11 protein-coding genes are annotated in these 14167 nt (G+C 54.5%); 6 read left to right on the forward strand and 5 right to left on the reverse strand.

Going from position 1 to position 14167, the window contains the following annotated elements:
- On the forward strand, positions 1-2301 hold the full coding sequence (locus DA718_RS14150; RefSeq protein ID WP_112214877.1) for an FdhF/YdeP family oxidoreductase: 2301 nt from the start codon (positions 1-3) through the stop codon (positions 2299-2301).
- 43 nt (positions 2302-2344) lie between these two features.
- On the opposite strand, the gene DA718_RS14155 is transcribed toward DA718_RS14150, so the two are convergent.
- Positions 2345-2962: a LysE family translocator gene (locus DA718_RS14155; protein WP_112214878.1), complete on the reverse strand. Its 618-nt coding sequence runs from the start codon at positions 2960-2962 to the stop codon at positions 2345-2347.
- Positions 2963-3047: 85 nt separating this feature from the next.
- Positions 3048-3848, reverse strand: coding sequence for a helix-turn-helix transcriptional regulator (locus DA718_RS14160; RefSeq protein WP_112215019.1), 801 nt, complete (start codon positions 3846-3848; stop codon positions 3048-3050).
- Positions 3849-3989: 141 nt separating this feature from the next.
- Here DA718_RS14160 and DA718_RS14165 point away from each other — a divergent pair, with 141 nt between their 5' ends.
- On the forward strand, positions 3990-4892 hold the full coding sequence (locus DA718_RS14165) for a LysR family transcriptional regulator (protein WP_112214879.1): 903 nt from the start codon (positions 3990-3992) through the stop codon (positions 4890-4892).
- An 18-nt stretch (positions 4893-4910) separates the two neighbouring features.
- On the opposite strand, the gene DA718_RS14170 is transcribed toward DA718_RS14165, so the two are convergent.
- Positions 4911-6320, reverse strand: coding sequence for an MFS transporter (locus DA718_RS14170; protein ID WP_112214880.1), 1410 nt, complete (start codon positions 6318-6320; stop codon positions 4911-4913).
- Positions 6321-6927: 607 nt separating this feature from the next.
- Between DA718_RS14170 and DA718_RS14175 the strand changes: the two genes are divergently transcribed.
- The 4 genes from DA718_RS14175 to mgtU all read left to right on the forward strand — a co-directional run bounded on the left by DA718_RS14175 (position 6928) and on the right by mgtU (position 10722).
- Positions 6928-7623, forward strand: a complete 696-nt coding sequence (locus DA718_RS14175) for an MgtC family protein (protein ID WP_112214881.1) — start codon at positions 6928-6930, stop codon at positions 7621-7623.
- 156 nt (positions 7624-7779) lie between these two features.
- Complete coding sequence (gene mgtA, locus DA718_RS14180; RefSeq protein WP_112214882.1) at positions 7780-10512, forward strand: magnesium-translocating P-type ATPase; 2733 nt, start codon at positions 7780-7782, stop codon at positions 10510-10512.
- An 18-nt stretch (positions 10513-10530) separates the two neighbouring features.
- Positions 10531-10623 (forward strand): protein MgtR, encoded by a 93-nt coding sequence (mgtR, locus tag DA718_RS14185; RefSeq protein ID WP_112214883.1) that lies wholly within the window; start codon positions 10531-10533, stop codon positions 10621-10623.
- A 12-nt stretch (positions 10624-10635) separates the two neighbouring features.
- Complete coding sequence (gene mgtU, locus DA718_RS30855; protein WP_254244378.1) at positions 10636-10722, forward strand: magnesium transporter protection protein MgtU; 87 nt, start codon at positions 10636-10638, stop codon at positions 10720-10722.
- Positions 10723-10756: 34 nt separating this feature from the next.
- On the opposite strand, the gene DA718_RS14190 is transcribed toward mgtU, so the two are convergent.
- Positions 10757-11767, reverse strand: a complete 1011-nt coding sequence (locus tag DA718_RS14190) for an ABC transporter substrate-binding protein (protein ID WP_112214884.1) — start codon at positions 11765-11767, stop codon at positions 10757-10759.
- Between the two features lie 8 nt (positions 11768-11775).
- Positions 11776-13905, reverse strand: a complete 2130-nt coding sequence (locus tag DA718_RS14195) for a TonB-dependent receptor (protein ID WP_112214885.1) — start codon at positions 13903-13905, stop codon at positions 11776-11778.
- Between the last annotated feature and the right edge of the window lie 262 nt (positions 13906-14167).

Consider the following 14167-nt stretch of genomic DNA (forward strand, 5'->3'; position numbering starts at 1 on the left):
ATGAGTAATAAAAGACGCGTCGTCCCAGGCGTCCATCCCTATGATGGCCCGGCGGGCGGTTGGGGAGCATTAAAAGCCACCGCCATCGCCGTTCGCACGCAAATGGATGCGCTTGATGCCCCCGCCACGCTACTGCGTACCAACCAGCCGGATGGTTTTGATTGCCCCGGCTGCGCCTGGCCGGACAAAGAGCATAAATCGACGTTTCAATTCTGCGAAAACGGTGCGAAAGCGGTCACCTGGGAAGCCACCAGCAAACGCGTCACTGCGGAGTTTTTGGCAGCTAACACCGTCACTTCGCTGCTGGCGAAGAGCGATTTTGAGCTGGAAGGCTACGGGCGCTTAACCCAGCCTTTGGCTTACGACAAGCAGAGCGATACCCTACGTCCGGTTTCATGGGAGGATGCCTTCAGTCGTATTGGCGAAATCCTTCGCACCATGCAGCCCAACGAAGTGGAATTCTACACCTCCGGGCGTGCCTCCAATGAAGTTGCTTATTTATTCCAGCTTTTTGCCCGCGAATTTGGCACCAATAACTTCCCTGACTGTTCAAATATGTGCCATGAGTCGACCAGCGTCGGCCTGCCGCAGTCTATTGGCATCGGCAAGGGAACGGTCTCACTCGATGATTTTGACAAAACCGAGCTGGTTATCTCCATCGGTCATAACCCCGGCACCAACCATCCGCGCATGATGGGGACGCTGCATGAACTCGCGCGTCGCGGCGTGCCGATTATTGTTTTCAACCCGCTAAAAGAGCGCGCGCTGGAGCGTTTCGCCGACCCACAGAACGTCATCGAAATGGCCACATACCGTTCGACCAACATTGCCTCTACCTATTTCCAGGTGAAAGCGGGGGGAGATGCGGCGGCGCTTAAGGGCATTGCGAAGGCGTTGTTACGTCTGGAAGAAGAGCAGGGTGAGGTACTGGATCAGGCGTTTATCGCCGAGCATACGTTGGGTTTTGCTGACTTTGCAGAGGATCTGCATGCCACGAACTGGCAGGACATTGAACGCGAGTCGGGTTTGACGCGCGACAGCCTTGAACGCGTGGCGGCGGCTTACGCTAAATCGAACGCCACCATTATTACCTACGGTATGGGCATCACCCAGCATAACAAGGGCACCTCTAACGTGCGCCTGATTGCCGATCTGCTGCTGATGCGCGGTAATATCGGCAAGCCGGGGGCGGGAATTTGTCCGCTGCGCGGCCATTCCAACGTTCAGGGTAACCGCACCGTTGGCATTACCGAAAAACCGAGCGCCCAGTTCCTTGCCAATCTGCAGCGGGTGTTTGGCTTCACGCCGCCGCAGGAGCACGGTCACGATGCGGTAAAAGCGTTACAGGCAATGATCGACGGCGAATCGAAAGCGCTGCTGTGCCTTGGCGGTAACTTTGCGGTGGCGATGCCGGATCACGAGCGCGCTTTCCCGGCGGTGCGAAGTCTGGATCTAAGCGTGCATATTGGTACCAAACTTAACCGCTCGCATCTTCTGGTGGCGAAAGAGACCTTTATTCTGCCGTGCCTTGGCCGAACTGAACTGGATATTCAGGAAACGGGGCGCCAGTCGATTACCGTGGAAGATTCGATGTCGATGGTTCACGCGTCATCCGGTAAGCTGAAACCCGGCTCGCCGCAGTTGCGTTCGGAACCGGCGATTGTCGCCGCGATGGCAATGGCGACCTTACCGGAGAGTAAAATTGACTGGCTGGCGCTGGTCGCTGACTACGACAGGATCCGCGATCTGATCGAGCAGACGATTCCGGGTTTCGATGATTACAACCAGCGTATTCGCCACCCCGGCGGTTTTCGTATGCCGCTGCCGCCAACAGAACGTATCTGGCCGACGCCGACCGGCAAAGCGATGTTCTCGGTTTTCCACGGCGTGCACGAAAACCAGCAAGTCGATGGTGACGATGTGATGCGTCTGGTCACGCTGCGCAGCCACGATCAGTACAACACCACGATTTACGCCATGGACGACCGCTATCGTGGGGTTTTTGGCCGCCGCGATGTGCTGTTTATGAACGAACAGGATATGGCTGCGCAGGGGTTCGAGCACGGTGACCGGGTGGATATTCGCTCCGCGCTGCCGGGTAATCACCAGCGGCTGGAAGATATCACGCTGGTCGCCTACAGCATCGCGCCGGGCACCGTTGCTGCCTACTATCCGGAAGCTAACGTCCTGGTTCCTCTGGACTATCTTGATAAAGAGAGCGGTACGCCTTCCTATAAATCAGCGCCTATCCGTTTGACACTGCGTTCGAAAGAGATCCGCGCCCTCGAAGGAATTCGCTAGCCGAAATTTCGCCCACGACGCATCTACCGCCGTGGGCGTTCCGCTACTTCTGCGCCAGAATCAGCCTAATACCCAACCCGACAAAACCGGCGGCAAAGCCCACTCTGAGCCCCTGTAAAACCCTGGGGCGAGTCAGCACGTATCCGCGCATCGCCGCCGAAAACGCGCCATAGAGCATAAAAATCAGCAGCGTCATCAGCATAAACACCCCGCTCAGTATCAGCATCTCCCTGACCGGAGAAGCCGAGCTGCTGTGGATAAACTGCGGCAAAAAGGCGAGAAAAAAGAGCGGCAGCTTGGGGTTAAGCAGATTGATCAGAATTGCGTGGGTAATCACCTGGAGTAGATTGCGTCTCTCACTGTTTTTCACACTCAGGCTACCGCGCTGGGTGAGGGTGGCCCACGCCAGATACAGCAACCAGGCGACGCCCGCATATTTCACCACGTCGAATGCGGCGGGCGTGCTGTGGAGGATCGCCGCCAGCCCGGTTGTCGCCGCAAGCATATGCGGAATAATGCCCAGCGTGCAGCCGAAGGCTGCGGCAAAACTCATACGCCTTCCCGCTGATAAACCGGTGGCGATGGTGTAAAGCGCCCCGGTGCCGGGGGCGATAACCACAATAAGTGAAGTCAGAAGAAACTCAGGGCTGATTAACGACATAACGTAGTTCCTGGCGTAAAGAATCGAAGGCCTGAGTATTTATGAAAGCGTCGCGTCGGTATTGAACAAAATTGCACTCCGCCAGCTAACGGAGCGCCTGATAGCGTCCTGGCGTCATGGCGAACTGTTTTTGAAAGGCGCGGGTGAGATGGCTTTGATCGGCAAAACCGGCCATCAGGGCGGTATCAGCAGGTGAATGGCCAGCAGCTAACAGACGGCGTGCCAGCCGCACGCGGGACTGTATCAGGTAGGCGTGTGGCGTGATGCCGGTTTCGCGAGCGAAGCCGCGGATCAATTGAAAGCGGCTGATACCGCTCAGGGCGGCGAGAACGTCGAGAGAGATTTTCTCTTCGGGGACATCATCAATATATTGTTTGGCTAGCGCAACAGCCGGAGAGTCACATTTATCAGGCGACCTGGTGCAGAGATGAAAACGGGTGACCCGCATCAGGCATTGCAGCAGCGCCTCTTCCACTGCAATATCGTCGGCCACAAGGGCGGTAATTTCGCCGAAAAGCCGTTGCATAAGCTCCCGCAGCAGTGGATCGTCAACAACCGGGCGCAGGAGAATATCTTCGGCCTTCCTCTCTCCCTGAAATTCGCCAGCAACGAGTTCAGGATCGAAATAAACCATCTGCCAGCTGCGGGGGCCATCCAGCGGGATGCCATCGTGCATCTCCCCTGGGTTGACCATAATGATATTTCCGGCGGCGGCCTCGATTTTGCCAAGATGGCTCCACGAGCGCTGCGCGCCCTGAGTGAAAATGCCGATACCAAATTGATCGTGCGAATGGCGCGGAAAGCTCTGTTCCGTGACTAACGACATGGCTTCCAGCCCCGGCAGAGTTAGCCGGTGCTGCTGAACGTGATGAAGGCGAGTTTTCAACGGTTTCTCCTGCCAGCGCATGATACGAGTGTAGCCTTGTGAACGCAGGACGAGCAACAGCCTGATGGCGCTTGAATTTCATGGTTGCTGAACATAACATTTAACTAACATTTTTCCTGCTGCGCTCACCATGGATAACGGATGGATATCAAACAGCTTAAATATCTGATTGCGCTCGACAGGACGCGTCATTTTGGCCAGGCCGCGGCGGCTTGCCATATCACCCAGCCCACGCTTTCGATGCGTATCCGCAATCTTGAAGAAGAGCTTAATTTGACGCTGATCCAGCGCGGGCAGCGATTTGAGGAATTTACCCCAGAAGGCGAGCGTATTCTCGCCTGGGCACGAGCGCTGCTGGCAGCGCACGACGGGCTGGAAGCGGAGGCGGCTATCTGTCGCGGGCAGATGGTCGGCCAGCTAAGAGTAGGAATGGTGCCGTTAGCCAGCCTGAATCCGATGCAGCTGATTAAACCACTGGCTGATAAATACCCGGAGCTGCAGTTCAGCCTGCTGTCGATGACTTCGGAGCAGATTATCGACGGCGTCAGCCGCAACCAGCTGGACCTGGGGATCTGCTATCTGCATCACGTCGATAGCCAATTGTTTAATGTGGTCTGGTTGCCCAATACCCGCATGGGTTTGCTGCATGATAAACGTCACTATCAGTTTGAGGATACGACTCCTGAATGGGAGACGCTGGCCGCACTGCCGCTGGGGTTTCTGACCAAGGGCATGTATTACCGTGAATCAATTGAAATGAGTTTTAAAGCCAAAGGGCTGGCGCCAAAGTACGTTTTTGAAAGCGACTCCACTTTTCAAATTATTCAGGCGGTGCAGGCCGGGATCTGCTGCGCGATTATGCCGCTCAATAACGGTCTTGAAGCGTTGAGCGATAATCTGGATATCAGGCCCATCGCGGAGACGGAAGTCGACTCGATGCTGGCGCTGATTATGCGTAACAAAGAACCGGTGTCGTCGTTGGCGGAAAAATGTTTTGCTGATGCGCAGGTGATTTTTGGCGAATCAACACACGCCGCCGGTTAATCCCGGCGGCGCTTGCAATCAGATATTCTCCAGGCTTATTCCCCGGGTTTTTGGACCGAAAATACCCACTGACAGCATCACCATCAGCATGCTGGCGACAATAAAGCTGATGACGCCAGGCGTACCGGCATATTGCAAAATAATGCCGATCAGAATGCTGGTGATCGCTGTCGACAGGCGGCTAAAGGAGTAGCAGAAGCCTACCGCCCGCGCGCGAATATGGGTCGGGAAAACCTCCGCCTGATAAGCGTGATAGCTGATGGTCAACCAGGCGTTCGACCAGGTTATCATAAACCCGCAAATCACCAGCAGCACCGGACTGTTTTGCAGGGCAAAGAGGGTACCGAAGATCACCGTCATCAACGCGGAAAGAACAATTTGCCATTTGTTTTCAAAGCGGTGTACGAAGCGGGTGCAGAACAGACAGCCAATCGGGTAGGCGAGGGTAATAAAAAACGCATACAGCAGGCTATGGGTAATGCTCGCCCCCTGGCCCGAAAGCAGCGCGGGCAGCCAGTTGCCAAAGCCAAAGAAGCCGATGGCCTGGAAGAAGTTCATCACCATTAGCATGATGGTGCGTTTGCGGTACTGCGGAGCCCAGATCTCTTTAAAGTTTCCCAGCTTACGCGGGCTGTTGTGCTGCTCAACGGAATGCCGTGGTGACGGAGAAACGCCGCAGCGCTGCTCCATTTCGCACATCACCTTGTGGGCGTCCTCGTGGCGGCCTTTTTCCTCCAGCCAGCGCGCCGACTCCGGGAGCTTCTTACGGATAACCCATATCACCAGCGAGCAGAGCGCGCCGAAGATAATCACCCAGCGCCAGCCGGTGAGACCAAAAAGCGTGGTGGGCACCAGCATCCACGACATCAGCGCTACGGCGGGAACCGATAAGAACTGAATAAAGAAGGCGAAAGCGAAGGCTTTATTACGCAGATGGGTCGGTACCCATTCGCTTAAGTAGGTGTCAATGGTGACCAGCTCAATGCCAAGACCGACGCCGACCAGAAAACGGCAGAAAATCACGCCTTCGGCGCTGCTCTGTAGTGCCATGATCAGGGAAAAAACGCCGTACCAGGCGAGGGCGAACATAAACGTCAGGCGGCGCCCCAGTTTATCCGCCAGAGGGGCAAGCAGGCTGGCGCCGATAAACAGTCCCATAAAGGTTGACGAGGCAAACGCCGCCTGGTCGGATATACCGAAGATTCCGTTCTCGCCGGTATGGAAAATATCCTCCGCCAGCAGGCCTGTGCTGATATATCCTGTCTGGAAAAGATCGTACAGCTCGAAGAAACCGCCCAGCGCCAGCAGCGTGATAAAGGTCCACAGGCCAACGGAGGCGGGAAGCGCATCAATGCGAGCGGTTAAGCTGGCGTGGGGGTGTCCTGGGGAGACGAACGGTGTATCGCCCAGAACCTGGGTGGTAGACATATTATTATTTTCCTCAGATAAAATGTTTGCCTGCTAATGTTAATTGATTGTTAATAGTTTTAAATTTTTAATCGCTCGTCATACAAGCAACGCACAGCCGAAAATGTTGATAAAATGTGAAAATATTGATGAATGAACTGGTTTTTGCTAAAGCCGCCTGCAGGTTTTGAAGTAAACCACCGGGAAGAGAGGATGAAGGTTAGCGTTGTCAGCGCTGAATGATGTTAAAACGCGAATAATTTGTTTTATTAGACAATTCTAAACAAATCCTCACCGAAGCGAGATTTTAACTTTACTCAAATAATTGAATGACTATAATGAGCACAAATTCAAACAGGAGAAATATGTTGGACAGTCACCCTTACTTAAACATCAAGGCAAGCTGACGCTATTTTTCCTGCGCTGCTTGCCAAACCGGCGGGCAGCAATCTCCTCACTCAGACGATTGCATCCCATAAAGAAAAACGCAGCATAGCTGCGAGGATAATCGTCATGTTCATGTTTAAAAATACATTATTCCCTCCGCCGTCAACACGACGTTAATCGCCTCCCCGGCGACAATTTGTCGTGTGCTGAATAAAGCACGTATTTAATTCTTCCAGCAAAAATGGAGGAACGTATGTTGATGTTTCCTTATATCGCAAATTTACTCGCAGCGATGCTGTTGGGTGCGCTGATTGGCGCCGAAAGACAATGGCGTCAGCGTATGGCGGGTCTACGCACTAATGCACTGGTGGCAACCGGCGCGGCGGTTTTTATTCTCAGCTCAATTTCAACATCGCCGGATAGTCCTGGGCGTATTGCGGCGCAGGTGGTCTCCGGCATAGGCTTCCTTGGCGCGGGCGTTATCATGCGCGAAGGTATGAACGTGCGTGGCCTGAATACCGCAGCCACGCTGTGGTGCTCCGCGGCGATTGGCGTGCTGTGCGGACTGGGCCAGTTCTGGCAAGCAGCGGCGGCAACGCTGATCATTCTGTGCGCGAATATTTTGCTTCGCGAAGCGGCGCAGCGGATTAATCAGATCCCCGGCGCGACTGAAGAAGAGAAATGCTACGTCCTGAATATTATCTGTAATAGCGAACATGAAAGCGCTATTCGTCAGCTATTACTGAATATCAGTAAAGAGATGACGCTCAGTTTACAGGGGCTAGTTTCAATAGCAGCAAAAGAACAAGGGCATAAAGAAATTCGTATTGAGCTGGTCGGCAATGCTGATTATCGAAAGTCACGAGACCTTATTATGTCAAGAATTGGCGGTCACGAAAATATTACGTCAGTCCGCTGGTGCGTCGAGGGGAGCTAATCTCCCTGATATTTTACTATTGCAATGGTTTGCATAAGGAGGGAATGATGGATATTCCCATAGGCCTAAAGTAATACGCGCTTCAAAGCGAAAGAAATACATTATGCATAGACATTTTATGCAGGGACAAACACGTTTTAAATTTGGGGAACAATCATGACTGACATGAAAATAGAAAACCGGAAAGTAAACCGGTCTGCGTCAGAAAATGATAAGCAGCATAAAAAAAGTTTTGCTATTGAAACTGAGGCCTTTAACAGCCCTGACCATACGCTGGCGCGGCTCAACAGCAGCCATCAGGGGCTGACAACGGAAGATGCCTTCGAGCGACTGGAGGATTATGGCCGCAATGAGGTTGCGCATGAACAGGCACCTCCGGCGCTGATCCAGCTTTTGCAGGCATTCAATAACCCGTTTATTTACGTTCTGATGGCGCTGGCTGCCGTGAGTTTCGTGACTGACTACTGGCTACCGCTGCGTAACGGCGAAGAGACCGACCTGACCGGAATTATCATTATTGTGACGATGGTCAGTCTGAGCGGGTTATTGCGTTTCTGGCAGGAGTTTCGTACCAACAAAGCGGCACAGGCGCTGAAATCGATGGTTCGTACTACGGCGACGGTGCTGCGCCGCGGGCCCGGCAATATTGGCCCGGTACAAGAGGAAATAGCGATAGAGGAGCTGGTGCCTGGGGACATTATCTTCCTGGCGGCGGGGGACCTGGTTCCGGCGGACGTTCGCCTGCTGGAGTCCCGGGATCTGTTTGTCAGCCAGTCGATACTCAGCGGCGAGTCGCTGCCGGTTGAAAAGTATGACGTCATGGCCAGCGTGTCCGGCAAAGGCAGCGACAGGCTCCCGGAGCCGAACAAGGACAAGAGTCTGCTTGAGATGGGCAACATTTGCCTGATGGGAACCAACGTGACCAGCGGCAGGGCGCAGGCGGTGGTTGTGGCCACAGGCAACCGCACCTGGTTTGGTTCGCTGGCGAAATCCATCGTTGGAACTCGCACCCAGACCTCGTTCGATCGCGGGGTGAACAGCGTCAGCTGGCTGCTGATCCGCTTTATGCTGGTGATGGTGCCGATCGTCCTGCTGATCAACGGATTCAGCAAAGGCGACTGGGTAGAAGCCTCGCTGTTTGCTCTGGCAGTGGCGGTTGGCCTGACGCCAGAGATGCTGCCGATGATCGTCAGTTCTAACCTCGCGAAAGGCGCCATCGCGATGTCACGGCGCAAAGTGATCGTGAAACGCCTGAACGCCATTCAGAACTTTGGCGCGATGGATGTTCTGTGTACCGATAAAACCGGCACCCTGACTCAGGACAATATCATTCTCGAGCATCATCTTGACGTGAGCGGTACCGAGAGCGATCGGGTACTGACGCTGGCGTGGCTTAACAGCAGCAGCCAGAGCGGGGCGCGTAACCTGATGGACAGAGCGGTGCTGCGTTTTGGCGAAGGACGGATTACACCCTCGACAAAAGAACGTTTTGTGAAGCTCGATGAACTGCCGTTCGACTTTGTACGTCGTCGGGTGTCAGTCTCGGTGGAAGATGTACGCCACGGTGACAAGAGCCTGATCTGCAAAGGCGCGGTCGAAGAGATGCTGATGGTGGCGACCCACCTGCGCGAAGGCGATAAGGTGGTTGAGCTGGATCAAACCCGCCGCGATCTGCTGTTAGCCAAAACCGAGGACTACAATGCTCAGGGGTTCCGCGTGCTGCTGGTGGCAACCCGCAAACTGGATGACTCCGCCTTGACCACGCCTCTCAGCACTGCCGATGAGCAGGGATTGACGGTCGAAGGTATGCTGACTTTCCTCGATCCGCCGAAAGAGAGCGCCGGAAAAGCAATTACGGCACTGCGTGATAACGGCGTGGCGGTGAAGGTCCTGACCGGCGATAACCCGGTGGTCACGGCGCGTATTTGCCTCGAAGTCGGGATTGATGCCCACGGTATCCTGACCGGTGCGCAAATTGAGGCGATGACGGATAACGAACTGGAGCGCGAAGTGGAAACACGCTCGGTGTTCGCTAAGCTGACGCCGTTGCAGAAGTCGCGCATTTTGAAAACGTTACAGAAAAACGGCCATACCGTCGGCTTCCTTGGCGATGGCATTAACGACGCGCCAGCGCTGCGCGATGCTGATGTGGGGATTTCGGTTGACAGCGCGGCGGATATCGCCAAAGAAGCATCCGATATTATCCTGCTGGAAAAGGATCTGATGGTGCTGGAAGAAGGCGTTATCAAAGGCCGTGAAACCTTCGGCAATATCATTAAGTACCTGAACATGACCGCCAGTTCTAACTTCGGTAACGTCTTTTCGGTACTGGTGGCCAGCGCGTTTATTCCATTTTTGCCGATGCTGGCGATTCACCTGCTGATCCAGAACCTGATGTACGATCTGTCCCAGCTTTCGCTGCCATGGGACAAGATGGACAAAGAGTTTCTGCGCAAACCGCGTAAGTGGGATGCCAAAAATATCGGCCGCTTTATGCTGTGGATTGGCCCAACGTCGTCGATTTTTGATATCTCCACTTTCGCGCTGATGTGGTACGTGTTCGCGGCGAATAATGTTGAAGCGCAGTCCCTGTTCCAGTCAGGCTGGTTTATTGAAGGGCTGCTGTCGCAGACGCTGGTGGTGCATATGCTGAGGACGCAGAAGATTCCGTTTATCCAGAGCCGCGCCACGCTGCCGGTGCTGCTTACCACCGTGCTGATTATGGCGATGGGGATCTATATACCCTTCTCGCCGTTGGGGGCGATGGTCGGGTTGGAGCCGCTGCCGCTGAGCTACTTCCCGTGGCTGGTTGCGACGCTGCTGAGCTATTGCCTGGTGGCGCAGGGCATGAAGCGTTTCTATATCAAACGTTTTGGTCAGTGGTTCTGATGATAAGGAGGCGCAGAGATGAATCGTTCTCCGGACACCCTCATCGCGCTGATATTTTTCCTGATGGGTCTGCTGGTGCTGCTGTTGGCTCTCTGGCAAATCCTGTTCTGAAAAGGGGGAACAATGCGCAAAGGATCGCTGGATAAAGTCTTTATTCAGGTGGCGATTATTGCGGCCATCATCATTCTGTTGACCATCTGGATAAGATAAAAGGAACCCCGGGCCTGTGGCCCGGGGTTTTAACTTACCGTTGCGGTGGTAGCGCCTGTAATATCCGCTCAGCCTCTTTCTCATTAAGCGGATAATCAAAGAAGCGCTGATAGAAATCACGGGTGACGCTCACCATATCAACATTGGCAAAGCGCTGAGGATGAAGCAGCTTAGCCGCCCACTGAATTTGCAATGCGCTTTCGGTGCCATAACGATCCCACGGGAAAACGCCTGACGGATTCTGCACCACCTGACCGTTTTTCACCGCGTTCAGGCTGGCGAAAAGCCCAGTCCAAGGGGATGTCTTCCAGTCGCCGCTGCCGGGGCCGAGAATGATAATGTCCGGCTGCCAGGCCAGCACTTTCTCCGGCGAAACCTCCTGCATATTGCCGTTAATTTCCTGCGCGACGTTCCTGCCGCCCGCCAGATGGATCCAGGTGTCAATCAGCGTATGGCTGCCGTCAACTTTGAGCGGCTTCAGCGATTGAATATGCAGTACCCGTGGGCGCTCATTGTCACTGAGTGACGCTGTTTTTTGCCCGACGCTATCAATAACTGATTGAAGATATTGATTATATTCGCTAGCCCGCGCCAGAGCCTGTTGACTACCAATCACCTGCGCGGTAGTGGTTAACGAGTGCTGTAGCGAAGGATAGTCGGTAAAACGCATCTCCATAACCGACAGGCCCGCCTGGCGAAACGCCGCGGCATCACCGTTATCTTTCGCGACAAATACGACCTGGGCTCCATGAGCGAGCAGCGCCTCGCTGGTGAAGTGCGGCCCGCGAGCGATAAGCGCTTGATGCAATTTCGGCGCAATATGGAACATCCACGGCCGAGCGTCGGGGCGGTTGACGGTAGCGACGATGTTATCGCCAACCCCCAGCGTCATCAGCAATGAATGGTGGGCGTACCAGCCTTCGGCAATCCTGTCCACGCTGTCGGGAAGGGTAACGTTGTGTCCGGCATCGTCGGTCACCTGACGGGAAGCCAGCGCCGGGAAGGCCAGAACAGCGCAGAGTAAACCAGCAGCTAATTTTTTCATTGGGCTCCTTAGAAGTCGAACTGCACTGAGACCGTCGCTTCACGCGGCGCGCCTAATTGCGCGCTGGCGTATCCCGCACCGGTATAACCGGTTAATGCGCCGGGAACGATATTGGTCCAGTAGTGACGATTGGTAATGTTAGTCACTGCTAACCTAAAGGTGGTGTCGGTATTGAACAACCGGGTGCGATAGTTGCTGCCGAGATCGACGGTGGTATAGCTGCCGACCCAGCTATCGTTAGCGTTATCGGTCGCGCGCCGACCAACGTAATGAATGTTGCCATTCACGTCGAGGCCCGGCAGCTGCTGGATGCTGTAAACCGCCAGCATATTGGCGGTAAAGCGCGGAAGACCGACCACCTGTTTATCATCCGCGTTGGCGCTTGAGGTGTCATGCAGGCGCGGATCAAGCCAGGTTGTTCCACCAAACAGGCGCAGGTTGCGAGTAACGTGGCCATCGGCCATCAGCTCGATCCCGCGGTTTTTCTGCGTACCGTCCTGGGCAAAATCGCCGTTGCCGTTGGTGTAGGCAAAAGGGCGCTCGGCCTGAAACAGCGCAGCGCTTAACAGCAAGTCTTCGCCCGGCGCATATTTAGCGCCGACTTCAATCTGATGGCTGCGGTAAGGATCGAGCACTTCTCCGGCGTTATTGGCCCCGGTCGGTGCGGTGTCGCCTTGCTGCATGCTGTTGGCCCAGGTGGTATAGAGGGTCACATTATCAATCGGTTTATACATCAGGCTGGCGGAACCGCTGACGCCGTTATCATCGCTTTTGCTGCTGCGCTGGCTGCTTTTGTTGTAGTTACTGACGGTAAACAGGTTTTCACTGCCGGAAAGCAGCAGGCTCCACTGCGGGTTAAAGGTCAGCGTATCGCTGAGTAAAAAGACGTGCTGCGTGGTGGTAGCCGAATGGTAGCGGTCAGTGAAGTCAGGGTAATCTGGCCGCTCAAAAGTTGGGTTATCGCTGAGTGATGAACTGCCTAATGTCTGGGTGCCGCCGCTGCGCGGATTATAGTTTTTCCAGACAAAACCGCGCATGCCGAGCGTCAGATCGTGCTGTAGCCAGCCAGTCTCCACGCTGCCGGTGAGGTTCGCCAGATAGCTGTTGATCGTAAAACGGCTGGCGGCTGAGTTGGCAGTCGTGGTGGTGTAGTTGCCTTTATTATCGGTAAGTGTATTGGTGACGGCGGTGGATTCGCGATCGGCAATCTGACGCAGCACGCCAACATCCAGCAGCCAGTTGCCGTCAAAGTCATGTTTGATATGCAGGCTACCGGTAGTGGTGGTGTCATCATTCCCGGCGTAATACTGGCCATATTTATCTTTCGTTGGATCCAATGCCGACGGGAAATGGGTGCCTTTGGCGAGAGCAAAGCTGCCAGGCATTCCTTTTTGATAGAAGTGGTAGTAGCTGAAGTTGCTCTCCAGCACGGTTTTATCGGTCAGCTGAAAATCCAGCGCCAGCCCGGCATACTGATTGCGCTGGCGGCTGCCGTGAGTATAGCCGCTGCCGTCCTGATCCATCAGGTTGAGACGATATTTAACCCGGTCGCCCGCCTCCAGTGGTCCGCTCAGATCCAGCGCCGCGTTGGCACCTGAACCCGTGCCGCCGCCGACGGTTACCCGACGCAGCGGGACATCGGTTGGCCGCTTTGATACCAGGTTAAACATCCCCGCTGGGTTAGCCGGCCCGTACAGCGCACCCGCCATACCGTTCAACACCTCGATACGCTGGAACTGCTCCGCCGGGTATTCGGTGGTTGAGACTGCGTTAAGGCCATCAATCATACTGTTTTGTACTACGCTACCCTGCATGCCGCGGGTTTGCGGGCGCACGCCTTCGCCCTGTACGGAAGGCATATAGCGGTAAACATCTTTAACGCTGCCGAGCTGCTGCTGGCGAATCAGAGAATCCGACATGGTTTGTACCGCCCACGGTACATCGAGAAGCTTGCGTTTGCCGAGGTTGCCCAGCGTCGCCTGCTTTTGTGCGGCAGGGGTATTGTCATCAAGAGATTCTGCGTTGGCCTGCGGCGCGGCGCTGACCACCATGGTTTCTTCCGCATGAGCGGTAATCGCCATAAACAATGAGGAGCAGGGAATAACCCCGGTCAATAGAGCGAGTTTCGTTAAGCGCATGAGTTTTAATTTCAGACTGGTGAAAGTGGAATGAGGCGAGAGCGACTCACGTCTCCGTCTGAAGGGTACGAATTATAATTGTATGATGATTAAGGGTAGGGATGATCGATATGTATGTCAATATATAACGATTGTTGCCAGTCGTTAAACTTTGCCTGGTTCCGTTATTCGGCGCTTTTATTTAATTGATTATTATATAAATTTAATGACGTTCTCCCCATCAGGGAGTAGGCTCTGTTCCCCTGAAGGGCTCAGGGGAACG

This window comes from Klebsiella huaxiensis (assembly GCF_003261575.2).
Lineage (GTDB): Bacteria > Pseudomonadota > Gammaproteobacteria > Enterobacterales > Enterobacteriaceae > Klebsiella > Klebsiella huaxiensis.

Bases quoted from the DNA above. Each gene is read 5' to 3' on its own strand.
- DA718_RS14150 (WP_112214877.1), top strand. From the start codon at position 1: ATGAGTAATAAAAGACGCGTCGTCCCAGGCGTCCATCCCTATGATGGC.
- mgtA (WP_112214882.1), top strand. From the start codon at position 7,780: ATGACTGACATGAAAATAGAAAACCGGAAAGTAAACCGGTCTGCGTCA.
- DA718_RS14165 (WP_112214879.1), top strand. From the start codon at position 3,990: ATGGATATCAAACAGCTTAAATATCTGATTGCGCTCGACAGGACGCGT.
- DA718_RS14155 (WP_112214878.1), bottom strand. From the start codon at position 2,962: ATGTCGTTAATCAGCCCTGAGTTTCTTCTGACTTCACTTATTGTGGTT.
- mgtR (WP_112214883.1), top strand. From the start codon at position 10,531: ATGAATCGTTCTCCGGACACCCTCATCGCGCTGATATTTTTCCTGATG.
- DA718_RS14190 (WP_112214884.1), bottom strand. From the start codon at position 11,767: ATGAAAAAATTAGCTGCTGGTTTACTCTGCGCTGTTCTGGCCTTCCCG.
- DA718_RS14195 (WP_112214885.1), bottom strand. From the start codon at position 13,905: ATGCGCTTAACGAAACTCGCTCTATTGACCGGGGTTATTCCCTGCTCC.
- DA718_RS14170 (WP_112214880.1), bottom strand. From the start codon at position 6,320: ATGTCTACCACCCAGGTTCTGGGCGATACACCGTTCGTCTCCCCAGGA.
- mgtU (WP_254244378.1), top strand. From the start codon at position 10,636: ATGCGCAAAGGATCGCTGGATAAAGTCTTTATTCAGGTGGCGATTATT.
- DA718_RS14175 (WP_112214881.1), top strand. From the start codon at position 6,928: ATGGAGGAACGTATGTTGATGTTTCCTTATATCGCAAATTTACTCGCA.